Origin of the sequence: Frankia canadensis (assembly GCF_900197875.1) — a bacterium.
Lineage (GTDB): Bacteria > Actinomycetota > Actinomycetes > Frankiales > Frankiaceae > Frankia > Frankia canadensis.
Window position 1 is genome coordinate 1 of record NZ_FZMO01000004.1, and the last position, 22868, is coordinate 22868.

Below are 22868 nucleotides of genomic sequence, written 5' to 3' on the forward strand. Positions count from 1 at the left end.
GCCCACCACCGCCGGCCCCCGAGACCGTGCCGGCGGCATCGGGCGCGGCGCCGGGGTCGCGCGGGCCGCCCGGCGCCCCCTCGCCAGGCGGCACGGGCCGCTCGCCGGTCGCATCCTGGCCGGGTGGCGGTGGGAGCAGATCGGCGACGTCGCCGCCGACGTCGTTGAGGCGGCGGACGAACGGGCGCCGCTCGCCGTAGCGCACCACCGTCAGCGAGCACGGGTCGACCGTGATCCGGTGGTACATGTCCAGGTGCATGCCGAGCGCGTCGGCGACGATCGTGCGGATGACGTCGCCGTGCGAACACAGCAGCCAGGTCGCCTCCGGGCCGAGCCGGTCGTTCCACTCCCGCACCGCGGTGACGGCCCGCGCCTGCGTGTCGCGCAGCGCCTCCCCCTCGGGGCCGGGGAACACGACGGCGCTGGGATGGGCCTGCACGACCGGCCACAGCGGGTCCTTGGCGAGCACGGCCAGCTTCTGACCGGTCCAGTCGCCGTAGCGGCACTCGCCGAGGCGCTCGTCCTCGTCGACGCGCTGCGCCTCACCGGAGACCGCCGGACCCGCGGGGCGGCGCGACGCGATGGCGTCCGCCGTCTGCCGACAGCGCTCCAGCGGACTGGAGACGATCGCGGCGAGCGGGACGGACGCGAGCCTCCCGGCGAGCGCCGACGCCTGCGCGCGGCCCCGCTCGTCGAGGCCGACACCGGGCGTCCAGCCCAGCAGGATCGTGCCCGTGACGGCGGTGAGGCCGTGGCGGACCAGCAGCACAGTGGTCACCCGTCCGCCCCTTCCCGGATGCGTGGCGCCGGCCGGCGCCGAACCGGCCAGCCCGCTCCGGCGCCACCACGCTACCCAGCGGGCGTCGCCGGGCGGGCGCCGGTGCGTCGTTACGCTTCCCGGCATGCCCGACGCGTATCCGACCAGCCCCGGCGTGGGACCTGACCCGGTCGGCCCCGGCACCGACTCCCCTCCCCCGCCGACCGCCGGCGACGACGCCGATGGCGGTGGCGCGCCGCCCGACCCGGCGGCGGTGTTCGCCGCGTTCTGCGAGGCCGCCCTGTGGCCGGGGCTGGGCCGCACGACCGCGGCCCGGCTGCCCGCCGCCGGCATCACCCTGCCCGAGCATGTCGACGTCGGCCGGCTGGGGATGGTCGAGGGCGTCACCGGGCCGCGGGCCCGGCGCCTGGCCGACTCCTTCCGCGCCGCCGCCGGCACGTACGCGGTCGTCGAGCTGCTGCGCGCGGCCGACCTGCCGGCCCGGCTGGCCCGCGCGGCGACCGAGCGCCTCGGGCCCGGCGCCGCCGACGCGCTGCGCGCGGACCCGTGGATGCTGCTGGTCGCCGCCGACGCCGAGATCGGCCAGGCCGACCGCTTCGCCCGCCACCGTGGCCTGCGCCGCGACGACGCGCGCCGCGGCCCGGCGGTGCTCACCCACCTGCTCACCCGCGCCGCCTCGCGATCCGGGGACACCGCCGGTCCCTTCGACGCGGTGCTGCGCGCGGCGGCCCGCGAGGGCGTCGCCGACCCGCGTGCGGCCCTGGACACCGCCCTCGACGACGGGCGCATCATCGCCGTCGGCGACCGCATCGCGCTTGAGCGCTACGCGATGGCGGAGCAGTCCATCGCCGACGGCATCGAGCGGCTGACCGCCACCGCCGAGCCGCTGCGCGCCGGCGCCCCCCGCGCCCGCCGCCGCCCCGACCACGACGACGAGGCTGACACCGACAGCTCGCCCGGGGACGGGCCCGCCGCCGCGGCACCCCCGCCGCCGACGGCCCTTCTGTTCGACGATGAGGACGACCCCGACAGCGACGACAGCGACGCCGAGGGCGGCGGCGGCGGGGACCGGACCGGCGGAGGCGACCCTGACGGGGCCGGCACCGGCACGGGCGCCGAGCACGCCCGCGGCACCGGTGGCACCGGATCGGGCGTCGGGGGCACTACCGCCGACGGCTCGGGCGATGCCGGCGTCACCGAGGACGGCGCGGGCGCCGACGATCCCGTGGCCGGCCTGGACGGGACGCAGCTCGCCGCCGCCCACGCGGCGTTGGCATGCGGTGTCAGCGTGCTCACCGGCGGGCCGGGCACCGGCAAGAGCCGCACCGTGGCCGCGGTGGTCCGCCTGGCCTGGGCCGCTGACGCCGAGGTCGCGCTCGCCGCGCCCACCGGTCGGGCGGCCAAGCGGCTGGAGGAGCTGTGCGGGGCGCCGGCGAGCACCCTGCACCGGCTGCTCGGCGCGCAGGGCCGCGGCGGCGGGTTCGCCCGCGGCGAGCACAACCCGATCGACGCCGACCTGGTCGTCGTCGACGAGGCGTCGATGCTCGACGCGGAACTCGCCGCCGCCCTGCTCGACGCCTGCGCCGACGGCACCCACCTGATGTTCGTCGGCGACCCGGCGCAGCTTCCCAGCATCGGCCCGGGTCAGGTCCTCACCGACCTGCTGGAATCCGGCGAGGTGCCGGTCACCGAGCTGCGCCGGCTCTACCGCCAGGTCGACGGCGGCGCGATCGCGATGATGGCCGCCGCGGTGCGCGGCGGGGAGCTGCCGCCACCCCCGCCGGGCCCCGACCGCGAGGTCGTCGTCGTGCCCGCGAGCAGCTCCGGCGAGGCGGCGCACCGCGCCGTGCAACTCGTCACCGACTCGATCCCGCGGGCGCTGGGCATCCCCGCCGCCGACATCCAGGTCGTCACCCCGGTGCACGCGGGCCCCGCCGGCACCGGGGCGCTCAACGCCGCGCTCAAGCGGGTCCTCAACCCCGGCTCGGGCGCGATGTCCGGCTTCGACGTCGGGGACCGGGTGGTGGCGACGGCGAACCACATCGACGTCGGCTTCGCCAACGGCGAGATCGGCACCGTGGTCGCCGCCGGCGAGCGCGGTGCCGTGCGGGTCGCTTTCCCGGGCGGGGTCGTGGAGGTGCCCACCGGGCTGTTCGGTGACCTGCGCCATGGCTGGGCCGTCACGGTGCACCGGGCGCAGGGCAGCGAGTGGCCGGCCGTCATCGCCGTCTTCCCGCCGGAAGCCGGCCGGATGCTGACCCGCCCGCTCATCTACACGGCGCTCACCCGCGCGGCGCGGCACCTGTCGATCGTCGCCGTCAACGGGCCCGCGGTGCGCCACGCGGTGCGCAACACCGGCGGCCGCCGCCGTCTGACCTCGCTCGCCTCGCTGCTGGCTGGTCAGGAGGCCGGCGAGCTGGACGAGGATCTCGACGACGGCATCGACGACGGCACCGACGACGGCACCGCGGACCGGACCCCGACGCTGCCCGCGGCCACCTGAGCGCCCGGGCTCCCGCGCCCGCCGCCGACAGCCCGCGTGCGGGCGCCATCGGGAAGGACCCGACAGCCCTCCCGTTCCTGACCGAGAGCGCCGGTGTGGCCCCCGCCATCTCGCGCGACACCCATGTTCCACGCCGGCCTGGCGCTGCTTCTGGCGGGCCTGACGAAGCCATGGCCTCCCGTCCCGCCAGGTCCGGCGTGAGCACGAGGGGCGACGGTGGCGGTCATGGGCCGGTGGCGGCCCGGTGACAGCAGGATGACAAGCTGAGGGCGAGGTGATGGTGGACCGACCTCGCCGCCGCCGGGGCTGGTTCGCGCCCGGCGTTCGGCGTGCCCCTGACAGGAGGCAAGATCGTGCACCATGAGGATGGGTAGCGTTCCCATCGTGGACGCAGACGCAGCGGGGTCGCCGGCCAGCGGCCCTGATGCCGGCTCCGCGCCGGCGCTTCTGCCCGGCCCGCGAGAGCCCGCGGCACCCGCCCCGGACCCGCGTGCCAGCGTCCCAGACAAAGCCAGCGTCCCACACAAGGCCAGCGTCGCCGAGAGCACGGACGTCGTGGACAGCGCCGACGTCATCGAGCGAGCCGAAGCCGCGGCCGTGGCCGGCGTGCCCGGCCAGGTCAGTGTCGCGGACGATGCCGGCATCCCCGCGGCCGCCCCTCGGCCAGCAGCGACATCGCTGACGGCGGCCACACCGGCGACGACAGCGGCGACGGCACAGCCGGCGCCGGCCGCGACGGTGCGGGCGCGGGGCGTGGCCCGGGTGGCCGGATGGGTCGGCGCGGGCGGGCGCGGCGCGCTCGGATGGGTCCGGGCGCACGCGCGGCGGCTCCTGCTCGTCGCCGTCGGGGTCGCGGTCGCCGGCGGCGGGGTGATGCGCTTCGCGACGCCGAGCCATCTGTGGCTCGACGAGTCGCTGACCGTCGCGATCGCGAACCGGCCCGTCCCGGACCTGCTGCACGCGCTGCGCCACGACGGCTCGCCGCCGCTGTACTACCTGCTGCTGCACGCCTGGATCGCGGTGTTCGGCGACGGTGACGTCGCGGTCCGGGCGCTGTCGGGCGTGCTGTCACTGATCACCCTGCCGGCGGCGTGGCTGGCCGGGCGCCGCGTCGGGCGCACCGCGTTCGGGGCCGGCAACGCCTCGTCCGACGCGCCCGCCTGGGTGGCCCTGGCGACACTGCTGATGTTCGCCTGCTCGCCCTACGCCATCCGCTACGGCAGCGAGACCCGGATGTACTCGCTGGTCGTGCTGCTGGTGCTGGTGTTCGGGTTCGCCGCGGTACGGGCGCTGGAGCGGTCCAGTCCGCCGCGGCTGGCGGTGCTGACGCTCGCCACGACGGCGCTCGTCTACACGCACTACTGGACGTTCCTGGTCATCTTCACGGTGGCCGCGTTCCTGCTGGTGCAGGCCCGTCGCCGGCCGTACTACCGGCGGGTGACGCTGCGCGCGTTCGGCGCGATGGCCGCCTCGGCGCTGCTGTTCGCCCCGTGGATGCCGTCGTTCCTGTTCCAGATGCTGCACACCGGTACCCCGTGGGCGCCGAGGGTGCAGGCCCAGGTGCTGCTGGACACCGTGTTCGACTGGGCGGGCCCGCAGTCGACGGGCGCGCTGCTCGGCGTGGTGCTGCTCGGCGGCGCGCTCATCGGGCTGACCGCCCGGCCGGGCGGCGGGCGCGAGCTCGCGGTGAAGGTGACCGGTCGGGTGCCCGGCCGGTACCTGGCCGCGATCTGGCTGCTGCCGCTGGTGCTGGCGTACCTCGTGAACATGTTCGGGGGCAGCGCCTACGCCGAGCGGTACACCGGCATCGCGCTGCCCGCCTGCCTGCTGCTGGCCTCGCTCGGCATCGCCATCCTGCCGGGCACCCGGGTGCGGGCCATCGTGCTCGCCGTCGCGGTGTTCAGCGGGCTGGTCGGAGGCTGGCAGCTCACCCGCACCGAGCGCACCCAGGCCGGGGAGATCGCCGGGCGGATCGTGGCGCTGGCCCGGCCAGGGGACGTCGTCGCCTACTGCCCGGACCAGCTCGGCCCGGCCGTGCACCGGGCGCTGGCCCGCCACGGCCCACTCACCGTCCGGGAGATCGTCTACGCGGACACCTCCGGGCCCGCGCTCGTCGACTGGGTCGACTACGCGGATCGGATGAAGCGGGCCAACGGCACCACGTTCGCCGCGGAGGTCAACCGGCTCGCCGGGCCCGACCACGCGGTGCTGCTCGTGCGCGCCGACGGCTACCGCTTCCTCGAAGGCGCCTGCGCTGTACTGTCCGACCAGCTCTCGGCCCTGCGCGACCGCACCGTGCAGGTCGAGCGGCGCAACCTCTACGAGGGCGCGTCGCTGGAACGGTTCTCGACGCTGCGCTGAGGACCGTCGGCAGGGGGCGGGGCCGGCACCTCCCGCGCGCCCCCGCCATCCCGCTCGCCCTGGCCGTTCCCGTTCCCGTGCTCGGACGGGGCGGCGGCCAGGGCGGCGGCTGCGAGGACGAGCAGGCCCATCGGCAGCGTGTAGTGGTTGAAGAACGTCTGCTTGTTCATCAGGGCCGCCGTGGCGGTGACGAGAGCCGCGCCCAGGCAGAACCCGGCCGCGTCGCCGCGGGCCCGCCACGCGGCCGCGTAGGCCGCCACCAGCGCCACCAGCGCCGGCCCGAACCCCAGCGCGAGCCCGAAATGCGCCGCCCAGCCGGGCACGGACAGCGACTCGGCCAGCACCTGGTAGTGCAGGTTCGTCCAGATCGCGTCGTCGACGAAGTCCCGCGGCCCGGCGAGTACCCAGGGCGCGACGAGCAGCGCCGCCAGGCCCGCCGCCCCCGCCGCCCGCCGAACGCCGAACGCCGGCCACGCCGCCGCCACCGGCAGCAGCAGCACGACGTGCTGCTTGGCCGCCAGCGCGAGCGCGAACGCGACGAGCGCCACCCATCCGCGGCCGCCGCGTGCCGCCAGCACCGCCACCGCGAGGCAGGCGACCAGCAGCGGCTCGGTCCACGACTGCTGCAGGGCGTACATCGACTCGGGGAAGATCACTACCAGGAGTGGCAGCACGGCCGCCGCCATGCCCGCGCCCCGGCCGGACGCTCCGGGCCGGGCGGCGCCCATCAGGCGGCGCGTGCAGGCGGCCGCGAGGGCCAGGGCGGCGAGCAGACCGTAGCGGACGTCGCCGAGCAGCAGCCGGAACGGTGCGAGCAGCACCGACGTCCACGGCAGGTACGGATAGACGTCGAACAGCCCCCGCACGCCGTACTCGGCGCGTGACGGCGCCCACTGCTGGCGGTACATGTCCGCGCCGTGAGGCAGCCCGGCCGCGGAGACCTGCAGCAGGTGGAACACGTCGATGCGGGGCTCGGGCGCCGCGCGCACGGTCGCGATCCCGGCCGCGCAGGCGAGCCCCAGCACCACCCAGAACAACCCCGCCGACTCCCCCAGCCGCGCCCACGGCGCCCGTCCTGGCACCGCCGACCGCGGCAGCCGCGCCGAGCGCCCGGTCGGCCCCGCCGTCGCGACGATGATCGCGGCGGCGGCCAGCAGGCCGGCGGCGATGGCGAGCGTGTCGGCGAGGACCGCGAGCGGACCGCAGGCGTAGTAGCGGGGATGGCGCACGATCGGACCGAGGCCGAGGGTCAGCGCGGCCAGCGGCCACGCCGAGCCCGGCAGGCGACGCGCCACGGATCGCAGGTGATGCATCACAGATCGGTGCCGGTCGGGGGTGACCGGCCGGGCGCCGTCGGCCGGCCCCCCGCGACCGGGGGGCGAGGCCGCGGCGGGGAGTCGGCCGGACGGGTGCGGCGGCGCCGGTACGGGCCGGTGGCGGGCGACGGCGAGGCCGGTCGCGGCGACGCCGAGCAGCACGCTCGCCATCGCCCATCCGCCGTAGCGGCCGTCCTTCGCCGCGATGCCCCAGGCCAGAGCGCACCAGCCGACGAGGGCCGACGCGAGCACCGGGCCGACGCCACCATTACCCCTACGCCGGGGGTTGGCCGTGCGTTGGGGGGGCACCGACACGCTCATGTGCGCACGATGCCAGAGCCGGCGTCCGCGTTCCGCGGCGGACCCGGTGGGCGTCGCGTATCACGGATGATCGGGTCCGGGCGTCGAGGGGGTGCGGACGGGTGTGCGCCGCGCGCGTGTAAGACTTCCCCCCGAGGCCGGCCCCCGGGGGTCCGGCGCCCCCACGGCCGATGCGCGGACATCCGGCCGCGGGAGTGACCATGAAGGTGTGTTGAGGAGAGGTCCGGCACAGTGACCGAAAAGCCAGAGGTAGTCGTCATCGGGGCCGGGCCGGCCGGCCTGTCCGCCGGCTGGGAGCTGGTGAAACGGGACGTGCCCGTGACGATTATCGAGGGTGACTCGGTCGTCGGCGGAATCAGCCGTACCGCGCAGCGCGACGGCTGGCGTTTCGACATCGGCGGCCACCGTTTCTTCACCAAGGTGCCGGAGGTCGAGAAGCTCTGGCACGAGATCCTTCCGGACGAGGACTTCCTGCTCCGGCCGCGATCGAGCCGTATCTACTACGACGGCAAGTTCTTCGACTACCCGCTGAAGGCGACGAACGCGCTGGGCAATCTCGGTGTCGTCGAGGCGGCGCGCTGCATCGCCTCCTACGCCGCGGCCCGGGTGCGCCCGCCCAAGGACCAGAGCAACTACGAGAACTGGCTGGTCGCGCGCTTCGGCTGGCGACTTTACCGCACCTTCTTCAAGACGTACACGGAGAAGCTGTGGGGCGTGCAGGTCAGCGAGATGCCCTCGGACTGGGCGGCGCAGCGCATCAAGAGCCTGTCCATGATGAACGCCATCGTGAACGCGGTGATGCCGAAGCGGAACCAGAAGGACATCACCTCCCTCATCGAGGAGTTCCAGTACCCGAAGTACGGGCCCGGAATGATGTGGGAGACCGCCACCGACAAGATCGTCAAGCAGGGTGGCCGGGTCGTCTTCGAGGAGAAGGTCCGCAAGATTCATCACGCGGACGGCCGGGCGACCGGCGTCACGACGATGGTGACCGGTGGCTATGGCCCGGGCGCGGGCGCGCCGGAGTCGTCGCGTTCCGACGTCGGCAGCGAGTACCAGTACTCCGCCGACGAGATCATCTCGTCGATGTCGTTCTCGTCCCTGGTGCGGGTGATGGATCCGCCGGTGCCGGAGCACGTGCTCGCCGCGGCGAACGCGCTGAAGTACCGCGACTTCCTCACGGTGGCCCTCGTCGTGCCGGAGTCGGCCGGGTTCCCGGACAACTGGATCTACATCCACTCCCCCACGGTGAAGGTCGGCCGCATCCAGAACTTCGCCTCCTGGTCGCCGTTCCTGGTGAAGGACGGCAAGACCTGCCTGGGTCTTGAGTACTTCGTCTTCGAGGGCGACGAGATGTGGAACAGCTCGGACGAGGACCTCATCGCGCTGGGCACCCGCGAGCTCGTCGAGCTCGGGCTCATGCGGGCGAGCCAGGTCGAGCAGGGGTTCGTCGTCCGCATGCCGAAGGCGTACCCGTACTATGACATGGATTACAAGAAGAACGTCGACATCATTCGGGCGTGGCTGGCGGAGAACACGCCGAACGTGCACCCCGTCGGCCGCAACGGCATGCACCGGTACAACAACCAGGACCACTCGATGCTGACCGCGATGCTCACCGTCGAGAACATCATCGACGGCACCCGGCACGACGTGTGGGAGGTCAACGTCGAGGAGGACTACCACGAGGAGGTGTCGTCGTCGAAGAAGTGACGACGACGCTCCCGTCCCAGCCGACGTCAGCGGCCGGCTGGGACGGCCGGCGGGTCCGGCGTGCCGGCGGCGGCGGGCCCGGACAGAATGCGGTACGGCACGGTCCGTGACCCTCGGAGCCCGTGACGCGGTCGCCGCCACCCTGGCCGCCGGCCACCCGCCACCACCCAGCAATCGCGGACTGTCCCCCGCGGCGACCCGTCTCGCCGGGTTGCGGGGGCCCGCCGCACGAGACCAGCTCCGGGTGCGGGCCTGCCTGGTCGGCCGATCGTGGCCCCGCGGCTCCCGCACCGCGGACCACGTGGACGGAAGGGAAAGACCGTGACAGACGTCGCGGTCCGGCCGGCGGAGCAGCTCCCCGGGCCGGTCGACGAGGTCGGGGACACGCCCGACCGCGCGGGGCGCGTGTTCGCCGTCGTCGTGGGGGTGCTCGTCGCCGCCTCGGTGATCGTGCGGTTCACCGCCAGCCAGGCGCTGTGGCTGGACGAGGCGCAGAGCGTCGCGATCGCCCGCCTCCCCCTGCACGGCGCGAGCCCCACGATGTGGGACGGCCTGCTTCAGGACGGCTCGCCGCCGTTGTACTACCTGCTGCTGCACGGCTGGATCGACGTGTTCGGCGAGAGCACCCTCGCCGTCCGCTCGATGTCCGCGCTCCTCAACATCGTCGCGGCGTGGCCGCTGTACGTGCTGGCCTCCCGGGTGGTCGGCCAGCGGGCGGCGAAGGTCGCGGTGGTGCTGTACCTGACGTCGCCGTTCGCGCTGTACTTCGCGACCGAGACCCGGATGTACAGCCTCATCGTGCTGCTCACCACACTCGGTGGCCTCGCTCTCGAGCGGGTCCTGCGAGCGCCGTCGCCGCGGGCGGTGGTGAGCCTGGCGTTCGCCGCCGGCTGCCTGGCCCTCACCCACTACTGGTGCCTCTACCTACTGCTGACCGTCGGCGTCTGGTTGATCTTCCTCCTGACGATCCGCCCCTGGTACCAGGCCCGCCGTGCCCGCCGTGGCGGGTCCGGTCCCCTCAGCACCGACGGTGCGGGCGCGGTCGGCGTCCGCCCCGCGGACGGCCTCGGGGCGGACGGCCTCGGGGCCTCGGCGGCCGGCACCGGCCTGGCGACATCCCCGCCCGACCCCCTGGCCACGCCGCCCGCCGACGGCTACCGCAGCACGCGCGTCTACCCGGCGACCGGAGCTGCCTACGCCGCCGGCAACGGCCACGCCGGCTATCTGTTCCCGGCGGGACCCGACGGTGGCCCCGCCGGACTCGCCGCCCGACCTCCCTATGGCGACCTCGCGGCGCGCTCCGCCGCCCCCGAGGCCCATCCGGCCGGCACACCGGGGGCGCGCGGCGGCGGGGCGGCACGGCGGCACGGCGCGCGCCGTGGACCTGCGCCGGCAGGCGCCGCCCGCCTCGCCACGGCGCGCCGCGGGCCCCTGTACGGACTGATCGGCATCATCGGCGGCGGCCTGGTGTTCGCGCCGTGGCTGCCGAGCTTCTTCGACCAGCTCGCCCACACGGGCACCCCCTGGGGCGAGCCGGCCAGCTACGCGGCGATCTCCCACGCCTACGGCCAGTGGGCCGGCGGGCCGACGACGCTCGGCCGCCTGCTGCTGTTCCTCATCACCGGGCTGGCCGCCGCCGGCGTCGCCGGGCGCACCGCCGGCGGCCGGTTCATCCTGCTCGACCTGCGCGGCCTCGAACCGGGCCGCACCCTGTTCCTCCTGGCCACCGGCACCCTGCTGGTCGCGGTCACCGCCGGCAAGGTCGTCGGCAACGCCTGGGCCGACCGTTACACCGCCACCGCCTTCGTCCCGTTCCTGCTGGTCCTCGGCCTCGGCTCGACGATCATCGGGGATCGCCGGGTGTTCCGGGTCGTCATCGCGGTCGCGGCCCTGATCGGGCTGCTGGCAGGCACCTCCGACCTGCGTCGCGAACGCTCCCAGGCCACCGAGGCCGCCGGCGTCCTCGAGCGGCTCGCCCGGCCGGGCGACGTCATGCTCGTCTGCCCCGACCAGATCGGCCCCGGCCTCGCCCGCACCGTCCCGCCGTGGATGAAGGTGTACGTCGTGCCGACCTACGCGCCGCCGGACCGGGTCGACTGGGTCGACTACGAGGACCGCAACATGCACGCCGACGGCCGCGCGCTCGCCCAGCGCGCCCTGGCGGAAGCCGGCCCGCAGCACACTGTGTTCCTCGCTGGTTCCGGCGCCTACCGGACCTACGAGGAGCTGTGCACCGTCGTGCAGACCACCCTCGCTCAGGCCCGCCCGCACGCCGACCAGGTCATGGAGCAGGGCCTGCCCACGAAGGTGTACGAGAACTACGCGCTGCTGCGCTTCCGGGCGTCGTGAGCGCCGCGCGGGGGACGTCCGCCCACCCCGGTCCGCCGATGGACGGTCCCGCCACGGGAACCCGCCGCGCGGCGCCCCCCGCGCTCGACTCCGACCCGACCTGCGCCCGCCCGGCGGAGGCGGCTGGCCACGGCCCCGCCGACCGAGCGGACACCGTCGCGCAGCCGCCAGACGTCGTGCTCGCCTGGCTCGCGGCACGCCTGGTCGTCGGCGCCGCCCTGGCGATGACGAAGTTCATCGCCGACCAGGCCCGTGGCGACCAGGGCGCCCGGTTGCAGACCACGGACCTGCTCGGCTGGGACGCCGGTTGGTACCGCACGATCGCCGAGGCCGGCTACAGCGGCGCCGGCGCGGAGAGCCGACGTTTCTTCCCGCTGCTCCCGACGCTCGTTCGGGCCCTCGACCAGCTGCCGGGCGCCGGCGGGCACAGCGGCGCCGTCCTTCTGCTGATCGTCAACGTCTGCGCGCTCGGCCTCGGCCTGGTCCTGGTCCGGCTGGGCCGCCTGGAGGGCCTGGACGACGCGGCGACGTTCCGCCTGATCTGGTTCACTGCCCTCGCACCTCCCGCGTTCGTGCTCGTCATGGGCTACGCGGAGGCGCTCGCCGGGCTGCTGGCCGTGACGGTGTTCCTCGGCGCCCGCACCCGGCGCTGGGAGCTCGCCGCCTGCGCCGGGCTGCTCAGTGGCCTGTGCCGGCCGCTCGGGATCCTGCTCGCCGTCCCCGTCGCGCTGGAGGCCGCCCGCGGCCTGCCCTGGCCGGGTCTGCGCCGTCTCGGTGCCCCGCCCACGGCTGTGGCGGCGGCCCGGACCGGTGCCCCGGAGATCGTGCGCCGGCTCGCCGCGATCGTCGCGCCGCTCGCGGGCGCGGGGATCTACGTGCTCTGGTCCGCGCATACCTATGGCGACGGGCTCGCGCCGTTCACCCTGCAGCGCGACGCGGCCCGCCACGGCAGCACCGGTAACCCGCTCGCGGTGCTCTGGCATGCCACCCGCGGTGCCTTCCACGGTGAGCTGGGTACCGGACTGCACGTGCCGTGGCTGCTGTTGGCGCTTGCGGGCCTGGTCGTGATGGCGCGCCGGCTACCCGTCTCCTACACCGGGTGGACGGCGCTCGTCCTCGCGGCGGTGCTGACCGGCAGCAACCTCGACTCCGCCGAGCGCTACCTGTACGGGGCGTTCCCGTTCCTGCTCGTCGCTGCCCTGCTCACCGCCCGCCGCGAGATCTTCACGGCGGCGCTCGTCGCCTCCACCGCCGCCATGACCCTCTACGCGACCCTCGCCTTCACCCTCGCCTACGTCCCCTGAGGGGCGCCGCCGGCGGCAAAGGTGAGGTTTCGGTGGGCTGGTACGGCGCGGACCCTTGCGGGAGGTAGCGGGACGGTTAACGTGGTGGGACCGCGCGGTGGTCGGTGGCGCCGGCTCGTCCCGCTGGGCCGTTCCCACGTCCGCCCGTGCCTCGTTGTCCGCCACGTCGAGGTCAGGTCGCATTGGCTGGAGTCGAACTCGAGTACCAGAAGCTGTACCTGCCGCCGGGCACCGACCGCCGGGCGGCCGTCCAGATCCTCACGATGCACGCCGAGTTCGGCGACTGGGAGCTGGAGCGCCTGCGCCTGTTCCCGGACGGGTCGCGCCGCGCGGTGCTGCGCCGCCGCCGGCGCCCAGGCGGTCTCCCCGGCTATCTGCCCACCTGACCCGACCTCCGCCTCATCCCCCGATCTCCGCCTCATCCCCCGACCTCCGCTCGGACCTGGGCCGGCGTGCGTACCTCGACGGCGTCCGGCGCGACGCCGTAGGACTGCAGGTGGCGCCCGGACAGAGCGATGCCCCGGGTGTCCCGGGTCGTGCCGGCGCCACGGTCGACAGCCGGATCGCCCGCGGCGCCGGACTCGAGAGACCAGACGTCGGCGCGGAACCACCGGTCCCGCCAGTGGGTGTCGACGTCGGCACGCAGCTGCAGGAAGCGGCGGCGCAGCACCTGCCGGGCGACCTGCGCGGCACAGCGTGGGCTGCGTTCGAAGCCGCCGGAGGGCTCGGTCCAGTCCGCCGCCCACCGGCCGCCGTCCGTGCTGACCTGCACGAGATAGGCGTAGGTGACCGGCCGGCGGGCGGGGTCGACGTCGGTCGGGTCGTCGAGGCCGAGACCCAGGCTCAGCGCGGACAGTGCGTCGTCGGTCACACCAACCATCATGTCACGCTGAAGCGTCAATGAATTTACGATGAGTAGCGGTTCGCCGGGAACGGCCGGAAAAATTTCCCCGCGGCGCCATCCCATTACTCTCGGTGTCCGCGGGGTAGCGGTCAACACTGTGGACTACAGTGGCGTGGACCATCGCCCGGCGCGGCGACGCTCCCCCGGGGGCGGCCCCCGGCTCAGCAGGCGTGCAGGAAGCGGTCGAGAACGCGGACGCCGAACCGCAGCGCCTCGATCGGCACCCGCTCGTCCACCCCGTGGAACATGCCGGAGAAATCCAGGTCGGCGGGCAGCAGCAGCGGCGAGAAGCCGAAGCAGCGGATGCCGAGCCTGGAGAACGACTTCGCGTCCGTCCCACCGGAGAGCATGTAGGGCACCGGGCGGGCGATCGGGTCCTCGGCGCGCAGCGACGAGGCCATGGCGTCGACCAGCGCGCCATCGAAGCCGGTCTCGACGGCGCCGTCGTGGACGACCCACTCGCGGCGGATGTCCGGCCCGAGGATCTCGTCGAGCTGGCGGAGGAACTCCTCCTCCTGCCCGGGCAGGAAACGGCCGTCGACGTAGGCGACGGCCTCGCCCGGGATGACGTTGACCTTCTCGCCGGCGGCCAGCTGGGTGGGGTTGACGGTGTTACGCAAAGTCGCGCCGATCATCCGGGCGACCGGGCCCAGCTTGGTCACCGTGGAGGCCAGGTCGTCCAGATCGAACTCGGTTCCGAGCGCGTCGCCGAGCTCGCCGAGGAAGACCCGCACTGTCGGAGTGAGCACGAGTGGGAACTCGTGGCGGCCCAGGCGCGCCACCGCCTCGCACAACGCGGTGACCGCGTTGTCGTCGCTGATCATCGAGCCGTGGCCGGCGCGGCCCGTCGCGGTCAGCTTCATCCAGGCCAGGCCCTTCTCGGCCGTCTCGATGAGGTAGAGCCGCAGATCGTCGGAGACCGTGTAGGAGAAACCGCCGACCTCACCGATCGCCTCGGTGCACTCGGCGAACAGACCCGGATGGTTGTCGACGAGCCACCGGGCGCCCAGCACGCCGCCGGCCTCCTCGTCGGCGAGGAACGCGACGACCAGGTCACGGGCGGGGGGACGACCGGTGCGGACGAGGTCGCGGACGACCGCGAGCGTCATCGCGACCATGTCCTTCATGTCGACGGCGCCACGGCCCCACAGAGCGCCGTCGAGCTCCTCGCCCGAGAACGGCCCCACCCGCCACTGACTGGCGTCGGCGGGCACGACGTCGAGGTGGGAGTGCACGAGCAGCGGCGGGCGGGACGGGTCGGCGCCCGCGATGCGGGCGATGACGGAGGTACGGCCCGGCTGCGACTCGAGCAGGGTCGGTTCGATGCCGACCTCGGCGAGCTTGGCGGCGACGTACTCGGCGGCGGGACGTTCATGGCCCTCACCGCCGCCGCGGTTGACCGACTCGAAGCGGAGCAGATCGCGGCAGAGCTCGACCACCTCACGTTCGGCGTCAGGGGCGGTCACCGGCAGGCGCAGGGGGCCGGTCGGGTCGGGTGTGGGGAACGGCTCGCTGGGCATGGCCTCAGTCTGCCCCGCCCGGGACAGGCCCGCCGGGCACGACCCGTACCGCGTAACAGTCCGGTAGCGGCGGCGCAGCACATCACCGTCGACCGCCATCCGCGAAGGGGGCCCACCGTGGCGCTCTACCCGTGCCCACGCACCGATCTCGGCTGTACCGCCGTCACCGCCACGGCCGGTGACCTGGATTACCACTTCCACCTGGCGCACGGCTACCGGGGCGCATGGCGCATCGCCGTGAGCGTCCGCCCGCCGCGCCCGCTGCCAGTCGGACCGCCGCCGGCCCGCCACGTCCCCGACGGCCTCGTCGAGGGCCCGGGCAGCCTCACCCTCGCCGAGCGCCGCGCCGCCCGCCACGATGACACGCCCGACGACGCCCCGCACACGGACAGCCGACGCGACCTCGCCCGCCGCGCGGACGAACCCGCCGGCACAGGGGTACTCGCCGGCACAGGGGTACTCGCCGCAATGCGCCCCTCCGGGACCGGCGGTGAGGCGGCCGGCCGCCGCCGACGCCTGCGCCTGCCGCGCTGAGCCCGCCGGACACGGCGCCCTGTAACGGGGCGATCCGCACGAGCCTCACAGGTCGTCGTAGCGGGGGGATGTACCGCCGTCTCCTCACCCTCCGGCGTCGTCACGACGAAGTGCCCCGACTCCGGCTGGCGTATCCCCCACGCGGCCACCACCAGTGGCTCACCGGTGAGGGGGTCGTGGGCGACGCGAGCCGGGGCGTGCCGAAGCCGGTGATGATGGCGACACGCGGGACCGAGGTTCCCCTCGCGGGTCTCCCCGCCACGCGAGTGCGGGCGGGTGTGATCAAGATCGCAGGCGACCGACGGCCGGTCGCAGCCGGGGAACAGACAGGTCGGGGTCCGCAGCCGCACGTACCGGGCCAGCGGCGCGGAGGGATAGCGCCGGCGGGAGACCTCGTGGATCGCCCCGTCCTCGGGATCGACCAGGATCCGCCGCCAGGTGCAGCGCTCGCTCGCGGAGATCTCCCGCGCCACCTCGGCGGGGATCGGGCCGTAGCCGGGTACCTCGGCGGGATTCTCGGACAGTCCCAGCAGCGTCGCCACCGACACGATGACCTGCATCTCCACCCGGACCTGGTCACGGTCGCGCCCCAGCAGCAGGTCGACCAGGACGTCGGCGCGCCGCTGGTCGAGATCCCGCTCGTCGCCCGGCACCCAGGCCTTGCGCGCGAGCTGGTCGATGCGGCGAAACGCGGCGAGCATCCGCTCGGCGGGCAGGAGCGCGGACAGCCGTCCCATCCCCTCCTCCTCGGGACGGACTGTGACGCGGCGGGACGCGCAGGCCCTGCGGCGCCGCCGCTGCGCGCCGTCGGGATCCACCCGCGCCACCCGTCGCCGGACCGCGGCCGCGAAGGCACGCCGGCTGGCTCGGCCCCCGCCGTTGTCCAGCACCGGCCCGACGATGTCGGCCACCTGCTCGTCGCTGAGCGGCGCCGTCGCCCGCGCCAGCACGGTCAGGCGTTCCAGGTCGATGCTTCCCGCACCGAGCGCGCACACGGCCTGCGGCATCCGGCGCACGGCTCCCACCGCGAGCGCGAGCCGCCGCTGCGCCTCGGCCGTCTCCCACCGCAGCCGCAGGGCCACCTCGTCGGCCGCGAACTCGTCAAACGCCTGGAAGCCCTGTTCACCCCCGTCCAGCTCCGCTGGGCGCTGCTGGCCGAACCGCGCCAGGACCACCACCTGCGCCGCCTGCCACCGGTCGATCTCGCCCTGGATCATGGCGCACGCCGCCAGACACTCACCCGCGTCGAGATCCGTCACACGACATCCGTCAATGAGCGTCGTATCAAAGATCTCCCTTCCGCTGCCGGCATTCGGATCCACCGTTCCCATCCGCACGGAATGAACGACCGCGCCGGAGGAACTGGAATTCAGGTCCATCATTCCGCCTACCCGAGAGGTCAGCCAGGACAAGCGGCTTTCAGGCCGGCGACCTGGAGAGATGCATCCCCGACCGCCACGCGATCCCACAGCGATCGAACATACATTCGACGATACCCGGCCAGACCACCCCCGACAACCACGGCTTCCGGCCACCACTTCCACAAAGAAAGAGTCTCCCCGTCACATTCTCGCGAATACGGCCGATACCTCGCCGAGAACGACCGCCACAAGGACGAGCGGAATTGTCACGGCACGCGGGCGCCGAGCCCGCCAGCCATCCGGCGACACGCACAGACCTCCACCGGCGCCGGCCGATGGCCGGACATCAGGTGCCCGCGGCGACAGGTCCGGGCAGGATGGACGCCACCGCGCAGGCAGATCCGCAGCCGGAAAGGCGGCCGTCCCATGTCCTCGCAGACGCCCGAGCCCCGCACGATCCTCGAACCCACCTCGGACCACGCCGCCGCACCGCACCACGCCGCCGCACCGCACCGCGGCGCCGCCGGGCCGCGCGGCGCCACCCGAGCACACGAGCACGAGCACGAGCGCGCCGCCGCGGCGTCGACGCCGACCGGCGCGCCGGCGAGCACCGGCCAGACCGAGGTCCTCATCCGGCGGGAGGGCCCCGACGGCCGGCTCGGCCGGCTCACCCTCAACCGGCCCGCGACGATCAACGCTCTGACCACGCCGATGGTCCGGCTGATCGACGACGCGCTGCGCGCGTGGGCGGACGATCCCGGCGTACGCGCGGTGGTCCTCGACGGCGCGGGCGAGCGGGGCCTGTGTGCCGGCGGCGACATGCGGGCGGTGCGGGCGGCCGTCCTCGCCGGACGCCCGCAGGACGCCCGGGACTTCTGGGCGCACGAGTACCGGCTCAACGCCCGCATCCGCAGCTTCCCCAAGCCCTACATCGCGATCATGGACGGTATCGTGATGGGCGGCGGGATCGGCCTGTCCGCGCACGGCAACGTCCGCATCGTGACGGAGCGTTCCGTACTCGCCATGCCCGAGGTGGGCATCGGCTTCATCCCCGACGTCGGCGGCACCTGGCTGCTCGGCCATGACGCGCCCGGCGAGCTCGGCACCCACCTGGCGCTCACCGGCACCCGCTTCGGCGCCGCGGACGCGATCCTCACCGGCCTCGCCGACCACTACCTGCCCGCGGCCCGCCTCCCCGACCTGCTCGACACCCTGCGCGCCGCCGACGACCCCGCCGCCGCCATCCTCTCCTGCGACCTAGGCGCCCACTCCCCGCCGCCGGGCCGCCTGGCCGCCGACCGGGTATGGATCGACGACCTCTATCGCGGCGACGACCTCGCCCGCATCGTCCGCCTGCTCACCCACAGCGTGAAGCCGGCGGCCCGGGACGCCGCCGCGGAGATCGCCACGAAGTCACCGACGTCGTTGACCGTCACCCTGCGCGCCCTGCGCACCGCCGCGTCCATGACGAGCCTGGAGGAGGCCCTCGACCAGGAGTATTCACTGGCCCTGGCGAGCCTGACCAGCGCCGACCTGATCGAGGGCGTGCGCGCTGCCCTCGTCGACAAGGACCGCACTCCCCGCTGGTCTCCATCGCGTCTCACCGCCGTCACCCCGTCCGACGTCGACCGCTTCTTCGCCCCCACCGGACCCGGCCTCGGCCTCACCGCCGCACGGCCGCCCGCGCACGCGGCCCGCTGACGGTCCACACCGACGTCAAACCCGCTGCCCGGGCTGGCCCGGCTCGGCGCCCTGCCATGGACACCCGCCCACGAACGCGGCCAGCCATCCAGGCGCTGACGCTCTCAGCCTGACCGCGCCGGCTCCGCGTCGGCGAGCCGCTGGGCGAGCGCGAGGACGACCTCCTGGTCAGGTGCCAGAGCGACGACGGCAGCCAGACCGTCACGCAGCGCGCGCACGCCCGCCTCACCCAGCTGATCGCGCAGGATCCGCTGGTCAGCCTCGCGGCGCCGGCCGACGACGCGGATCGCCTCCCGGGCCCGTGGGGTGAGCGCGAGCGGGGCCCGTCGACGGTCCGCGCGATCGGTGAACCGGGTGAGGTAGTCGCGCCCGACCAGGGTGTCGACGACCTTGCTGACGGCCTGCTTACTGACCGTGAACAGGGCGGCGAGCTCACCCACCGTCGCGACGCCGCCCTCCACCAGCCGCAGCAGCTGCACGTCGGGCGGGCGCAGATCACCGAACCCGGCCTGCGCGAGCGCCGTGGCCGTCCTGGCCCGCCACACCTGGTGGGCGGACGCCAGGACCAGCCCCAGCTCCCAGTCGGCGGGCGTCTCGCCACCGGCACCGGACGGCGAAACGGGGTGGGACGAAGCCATGACAAGAGCGTAACCGTCCTTGACGGTCAACCATAGTTGACTACTATTCCCTCATGCTCCGGTCTGCGTGTTTCGTCCGATTCCTGTCCCGCCGGGCGCTGGCCGTGCTCGGGGGTGTCGTCGCCGTTCTGCTCGCCACCGCCTGCACGACCGACCAGGGCGGCACGCCACCTGGCGCCACCGCGGACTCCGCCACCGCCTGCACGCCGACGAAGCCCGCACCAGCGGCCGGGCCCCACACCATCCGGTTCGGGACGACCGACCGCGCCTACACGCTCGCCCTCCCTGCCGGCTACGACGACCATCGGGCTCACCCGCTCCTGCTGAACTTTCACGGGTTCGGCGGCAGTATGACCGACCAGGAGGCCAACACGCTGATGGCCCGCTCCGGCACCGCCCGCGGGTACATCGTCGTCACCCCGCAGGCCGCCGGCAGCCCGGCGAAGTGGAACATCCTCGCCCAGCAGGGTGACGCCGACGACTACGGCCTCCTCCAGGTGCTGCTCACCGACCTGACGACCCGGCTGTGCGTCGACCGTGACCGCGTCTACGCGACCGGGCACTCCAACGGATCCGCCTTCGCCGGCTTCCTCGTCTGCAAGCCGCCGTACCCCTTCGCCGCTGTGGCGATGGTCTCCGGGGTGGCCCCTGCGTCCTGCCCCGACGGCGGCCCCGCCCCCGCGACGCTGGCCATCAACGGTACCGCGGACGAGACGGTGTCCTACCAGGGCAGCGCCTCGTTCATCGCCGACTACGTCAAGGACTACCACTGCGCCACCACCCCGGACCGGACCTCCCCGGCCGACGGCATCGACCAGCTGCGCTACCGGGACTGCGTCCACGGCACCGAGGTCGTGTTCATCACGGTGGTCGGCGGCACGCACGCCTGGCCCGGCGGCCCGGCCACAGGCGGCGACCGGCCCTCGGCCCACGGCATCTCCCAGGCCGGCCGCACCTTCCCCGCCACCACCACCATCCTCGACTTCTTCGACCACCACCGTCTGGTCGCGACGCCGAGCACGACCGCCGCCGCCCCGACGGCCGAACGCTGACGCCGAACGCCGAACGCCGAACGCGACGGTCACCGAGGGAGGAACAGCGGAGCGCACCGCCGCACGGCGCGCCCGGCCACCGCCTGAACCTGGGCGGCCGGGAGGATGGTGTGACGGGTCGATGACGGCGCAGGGAGTGCGGATGGCGCGGCGGGCGTTCGTGGTCGAAGGGACGGGCCAGGTCAGGCGGGCAGTCACCCGGCGCCTGGCGGCCGCCGGTTGGACGGTCACCGCGGTCCCCCGGGCGCGGTATCCGCGTCCGGCCGACGCCCCGGACGGGATTCGGATGGTCACCCTCGGCCGTGCCCGGCCCGGGGCGCTGTCAGAGGCGTTGGCCGACGGCGCGGCAACATGGGTGCCTGCGGCGTCACGGGCGCGGGACGAGGTCACCCTGCACGCGACGCAGCCACGCATCGGCGGCGGGGCGGCGGAACGTCAGTCGGCGACGGGACGCAGCCTGGCGGCGAGGGTGTGGATGGCGTCGGCGTCGCGGCCCCGGATCCAGACCTGGGTGGCGTCGCGCTCGAACCGGAGGTGGACCTGCTCGGGGTCGGTGGCGGGCGACCAGCGCCAGGCCGGAGTGCCGTCCGACAGTGTGATCGGCTCCCAGGCCGCGGGGTCCGCCATCTGCGCCCCCCGGGACTGGATGAACGAGACCTGCCGGTCGTGACGAGGGTTCCCCGCGAGATGGGCCACGACCACCGGGCCACCGTCCTCACCCGTCCCGCCGTCGCCGCCCGCCGCGGGCTGCACCACGCCGACCCAGTACTCACCGGGCGGGGCGAGCAGGGTGAAGTCGACCTCTGCGGCCAGCGTTGCCAGCGGACGCGCCGTCCGGATCACCGGCTCGGCCTCCCACGGATCGCCGAGCGTCGCACGGTCGAACACGCCCGTCTCAACACGATCGTCGACGCGCAGGTCACGCAGCGCGAGCCAGGTGGTCTCCTGTCCGTTCCAGGAGGCGACGATCTCCACGAGGATCCCGGTGGCCGCGTCGACGACGAGCTCGAACACGTCGCCTTCGGGCAGGCCGTGGAACTGGCGCAGCATCCGCAGCTCGCCGCCGCGCGCCTCGCCTCGCAGCCGGATCGTCGCCCGACCCTCGCACTCGGTCCGGTCGCTCGCGGCAAGCCGCAGGTGCGACAGCACGAGCCACGGGCGCGGCGGGGCGAGCTCTGGCACCGCCGCCATCCTCACGCGATCAGCGCGGCGACCAGGGTGTCGGCGAGCCAGCGTTCGTAGTCGTCGGGGGACCAGCCGCGGTCGGCCACCAGCAGGCGGTGGACGTCGGGTGAGATGAGGGTCCAGACCGTGTCGCGGGCCTGGTCTGCGTCGAGGCCGGCGCGCAGGCCGCCGGTCGCGGCGAGGTGGGTGACGAGCGCGGTGGCGCCGCGCAGACGTTCCTCGTCGATGGTGGCGGCCAGGGCCTCGAGGTCGGGGTCACCGCCGCCGCGCGCGCCCGCGAGCAGCACGCTGCTCAGTGGCCCGATCCGGTCGGCCAGGGTGCGGGCCACGGCGGCGTAGCGGCGCAGCTTCGACGCCGGGTCGGGGTCGGCGAGCAGCGCCCGCATCTGCGGGCGGGCGGCGAGCGGGACGGGTTCGTCGTCGCCGACCAGCGCGACGTCGTACGTGGCCTTGACCAGGGCGGACTTGGTGCCGAACGCCTTGTAGACGGTCTCGGTCGACACGCCGGCGGCGCGGGCGACGCCGGCCATCGTCGTCGCCCGGTACCCCTGCGCCAGCAGCTGGTCGCGGGTGGCGTCGACGATGCGCGCGCGGGTGCGTCGCGCCTGCTCGGCCCGACCGCGGTTGTCGTACCCGCGACGGTTCCCGGAGTTGGCCTCCACCATCTATTACAGTCCTCCAGTAACGAATACAGTCATGCTGTCTTCAAAATGCTTACCAGACTGACACGAGGTGATCCCATGCAGGACACGCACCCGTTCGAGATGCTCGCCCGACGCAGCATCGAGATCATGGCCACCGGCGACGTCGACGACTTCGCCGACGTCGTGCACCCCCGCGCGGTCAACCGCGAGGCCGCCCAGGAGCCGCCGGCCTGCCGCGACCACGGCCCCGGCGCCTTCCTCGCCACCGCGCACTGGCTGCGCGACGCCTACGCCGACCTGCACTGGGAGATCCACGACACGGTCGTGCAGGGCGACGTGGTGGCGGTGCACTGCACGATGAGTGGCCGCCACGTCCGACCGTTCGTCACCTACGGCGCCGACGGACGGGTCGCGCGCGCCTTCCCGCCCACCGGGCGCTCCTTCGCCACCACCCAGACGCACTGGTTCCGCGTCGCCGACGGGAAGGTCATCGAGCACTGGGCCAACCGGGACGACCTCGGCACCGCAACCCAGCTGGGCTGGGTGCCACCGTCGCCGGCCTACCTGGTCCGCTCGGCGCTGGCCACCCGCCGCGCCACCAGGACGCCCGCCTGAGCCTGGTCGACGCGTTCCGGCGGCGCCGCCCGTACCCGCACCCCCGCCCAACCGTTGCCGGGCTTCGCC

Annotated in this window: 17 protein-coding genes; 9 read left to right on the forward strand and 8 right to left on the reverse strand. The window is 74.3% G+C overall.

All coding sequences use genetic code 11. From position 1 onward, the window contains the following. A partial coding sequence (locus C1A33_RS01260) for a histidine phosphatase family protein (RefSeq protein ID WP_101829703.1) occupies nt 1-778 on the reverse strand: 778 nt, incomplete at its 3' end. 124 nt (nt 779-902) lie between these two features. Here C1A33_RS01260 and C1A33_RS01265 point away from each other — a divergent pair. Next, entirely contained in the window at nt 903-3281 is a 2379-nt protein-coding gene (locus C1A33_RS01265) for an AAA family ATPase (protein ID WP_101829690.1), read from the forward strand. Between the two features lie 366 nt (nt 3282-3647). Beyond that, nucleotides 3648-5642, forward strand: coding sequence for a glycosyltransferase family 39 protein (locus C1A33_RS01270; RefSeq protein ID WP_101829691.1), 1995 nt, complete (start codon nt 3648-3650; stop codon nt 5640-5642). Here the strand turns inward: C1A33_RS01270 and C1A33_RS01275 are convergent. After that, a complete protein-coding gene (locus tag C1A33_RS01275; protein WP_423748018.1) occupies nt 5600-7279 on the reverse strand; it encodes a glycosyltransferase in 1680 nt (559 codons plus the stop codon). The genes C1A33_RS01270 and C1A33_RS01275 overlap by 43 nt on opposite strands. Before the next feature lie 231 nt (nt 7280-7510). Here C1A33_RS01275 and C1A33_RS01280 point away from each other — a divergent pair, with 231 nt between their 5' ends. From C1A33_RS01280 to C1A33_RS01295, 4 genes are all read left to right on the forward strand, one after another. After that, a complete protein-coding gene (locus C1A33_RS01280; RefSeq protein ID WP_101829693.1) occupies nt 7511-8992 on the forward strand; it encodes an NAD(P)/FAD-dependent oxidoreductase in 1482 nt (493 codons plus the stop codon). 321 nt (nt 8993-9313) lie between these two features. Continuing rightward, the gene (locus C1A33_RS01285) at nt 9314-11341 is read left to right on the forward strand and encodes a glycosyltransferase family 39 protein (protein WP_101829694.1); all 2028 of its coding nucleotides are present in this window, start codon (nt 9314-9316) and stop codon (nt 11339-11341) included. Beyond that, complete coding sequence (locus tag C1A33_RS01290; RefSeq protein ID WP_101829695.1) at nt 11338-12645, forward strand: hypothetical protein; 1308 nt, start codon at nt 11338-11340, stop codon at nt 12643-12645. Before C1A33_RS01285 ends, C1A33_RS01290 begins: the two co-directional genes overlap by 4 nt. A 182-nt stretch (nt 12646-12827) precedes the next feature. Further along, on the forward strand, nt 12828-13031 hold the full coding sequence (locus tag C1A33_RS01295; RefSeq protein ID WP_101829696.1) for a DUF5703 family protein: 204 nt from the start codon (nt 12828-12830) through the stop codon (nt 13029-13031). A 32-nt stretch (nt 13032-13063) separates the two neighbouring features. Here C1A33_RS01295 and C1A33_RS01300 read toward each other — a convergent pair whose 3' ends face one another. From C1A33_RS01300 to C1A33_RS01310, 3 genes are all read right to left on the reverse strand, one after another. Then, nucleotides 13064-13525 (reverse strand): hypothetical protein, encoded by a 462-nt coding sequence (locus C1A33_RS01300; RefSeq protein ID WP_101829704.1) that lies wholly within the window; start codon nt 13523-13525, stop codon nt 13064-13066. 185 nt (nt 13526-13710) lie between these two features. Next, complete coding sequence (locus C1A33_RS01305; RefSeq protein WP_243407060.1) at nt 13711-15069, reverse strand: M20/M25/M40 family metallo-hydrolase; 1359 nt, start codon at nt 15067-15069, stop codon at nt 13711-13713. Nucleotides 15070-15281: 212 nt separating this feature from the next. Next, nucleotides 15282-16862 (reverse strand): HNH endonuclease signature motif containing protein, encoded by a 1581-nt coding sequence (locus C1A33_RS01310; RefSeq protein WP_243407061.1) that lies wholly within the window; start codon nt 16860-16862, stop codon nt 15282-15284. A 528-nt stretch (nt 16863-17390) separates the two neighbouring features. Here C1A33_RS01310 and C1A33_RS01315 point away from each other — a divergent pair. Further along, nucleotides 17391-18665 (forward strand): enoyl-CoA hydratase/isomerase family protein, encoded by a 1275-nt coding sequence (locus tag C1A33_RS01315; protein ID WP_101829697.1) that lies wholly within the window; start codon nt 17391-17393, stop codon nt 18663-18665. Nucleotides 18666-18769: 104 nt separating this feature from the next. On the opposite strand, the gene C1A33_RS01320 is transcribed toward C1A33_RS01315, so the two are convergent. After that, a complete protein-coding gene (locus C1A33_RS01320) occupies nt 18770-19303 on the reverse strand; it encodes a MarR family winged helix-turn-helix transcriptional regulator (RefSeq protein ID WP_101829698.1) in 534 nt (177 codons plus the stop codon). A 53-nt stretch (nt 19304-19356) separates the two neighbouring features. Here C1A33_RS01320 and C1A33_RS01325 point away from each other — a divergent pair, with 53 nt between their 5' ends. Then, nucleotides 19357-20355: a CE1 family esterase gene (locus C1A33_RS01325; RefSeq protein ID WP_101829699.1), complete on the forward strand. Its 999-nt coding sequence runs from the start codon at nt 19357-19359 to the stop codon at nt 20353-20355. A 435-nt stretch (nt 20356-20790) separates the two neighbouring features. Here C1A33_RS01325 and C1A33_RS01330 read toward each other — a convergent pair whose 3' ends face one another. Next, nucleotides 20791-21537 (reverse strand): hypothetical protein, encoded by a 747-nt coding sequence (locus C1A33_RS01330; RefSeq protein ID WP_133150534.1) that lies wholly within the window; start codon nt 21535-21537, stop codon nt 20791-20793. 11 nt (nt 21538-21548) lie between these two features. Beyond that, complete coding sequence (locus C1A33_RS01335) at nt 21549-22205, reverse strand: TetR/AcrR family transcriptional regulator (protein WP_101829701.1); 657 nt, start codon at nt 22203-22205, stop codon at nt 21549-21551. A gap of 75 nt (nt 22206-22280) precedes the next feature. Here C1A33_RS01335 and C1A33_RS01340 point away from each other — a divergent pair, with 75 nt between their 5' ends. Beyond that, nucleotides 22281-22799, forward strand: a complete 519-nt coding sequence (locus C1A33_RS01340) for an ester cyclase (RefSeq protein WP_101829702.1) — start codon at nt 22281-22283, stop codon at nt 22797-22799. Nucleotides 22800-22868: the final 69 nt, after the last annotated feature.

Coding starts and splice junctions, on each gene's coding strand:
- C1A33_RS01265 (WP_101829690.1), top strand. CDS start 903: ATGCCCGACGCGTATCCGACCAGCCCCGGCGTGGGACCTGACCCGGTC.
- C1A33_RS01270 (WP_101829691.1), top strand. CDS start 3,648: ATGGGTAGCGTTCCCATCGTGGACGCAGACGCAGCGGGGTCGCCGGCC.
- C1A33_RS01275 (WP_423748018.1), bottom strand. CDS start 7,279: ATGAGCGTGTCGGTGCCCCCCCAACGCACGGCCAACCCCCGGCGTAGG.
- C1A33_RS01300 (WP_101829704.1), bottom strand. CDS start 13,525: ATGGTTGGTGTGACCGACGACGCACTGTCCGCGCTGAGCCTGGGTCTC.
- C1A33_RS01305 (WP_243407060.1), bottom strand. CDS start 15,069: ATGCCCAGCGAGCCGTTCCCCACACCCGACCCGACCGGCCCCCTGCGC.
- C1A33_RS01315 (WP_101829697.1), top strand. CDS start 17,391: ATGTCCTCGCAGACGCCCGAGCCCCGCACGATCCTCGAACCCACCTCG.
- C1A33_RS01320 (WP_101829698.1), bottom strand. CDS start 19,303: ATGGCTTCGTCCCACCCCGTTTCGCCGTCCGGTGCCGGTGGCGAGACG.
- C1A33_RS01325 (WP_101829699.1), top strand. CDS start 19,357: ATGCTCCGGTCTGCGTGTTTCGTCCGATTCCTGTCCCGCCGGGCGCTG.
- C1A33_RS01335 (WP_101829701.1), bottom strand. CDS start 22,205: ATGGTGGAGGCCAACTCCGGGAACCGTCGCGGGTACGACAACCGCGGT.
- C1A33_RS01340 (WP_101829702.1), top strand. CDS start 22,281: ATGCAGGACACGCACCCGTTCGAGATGCTCGCCCGACGCAGCATCGAG.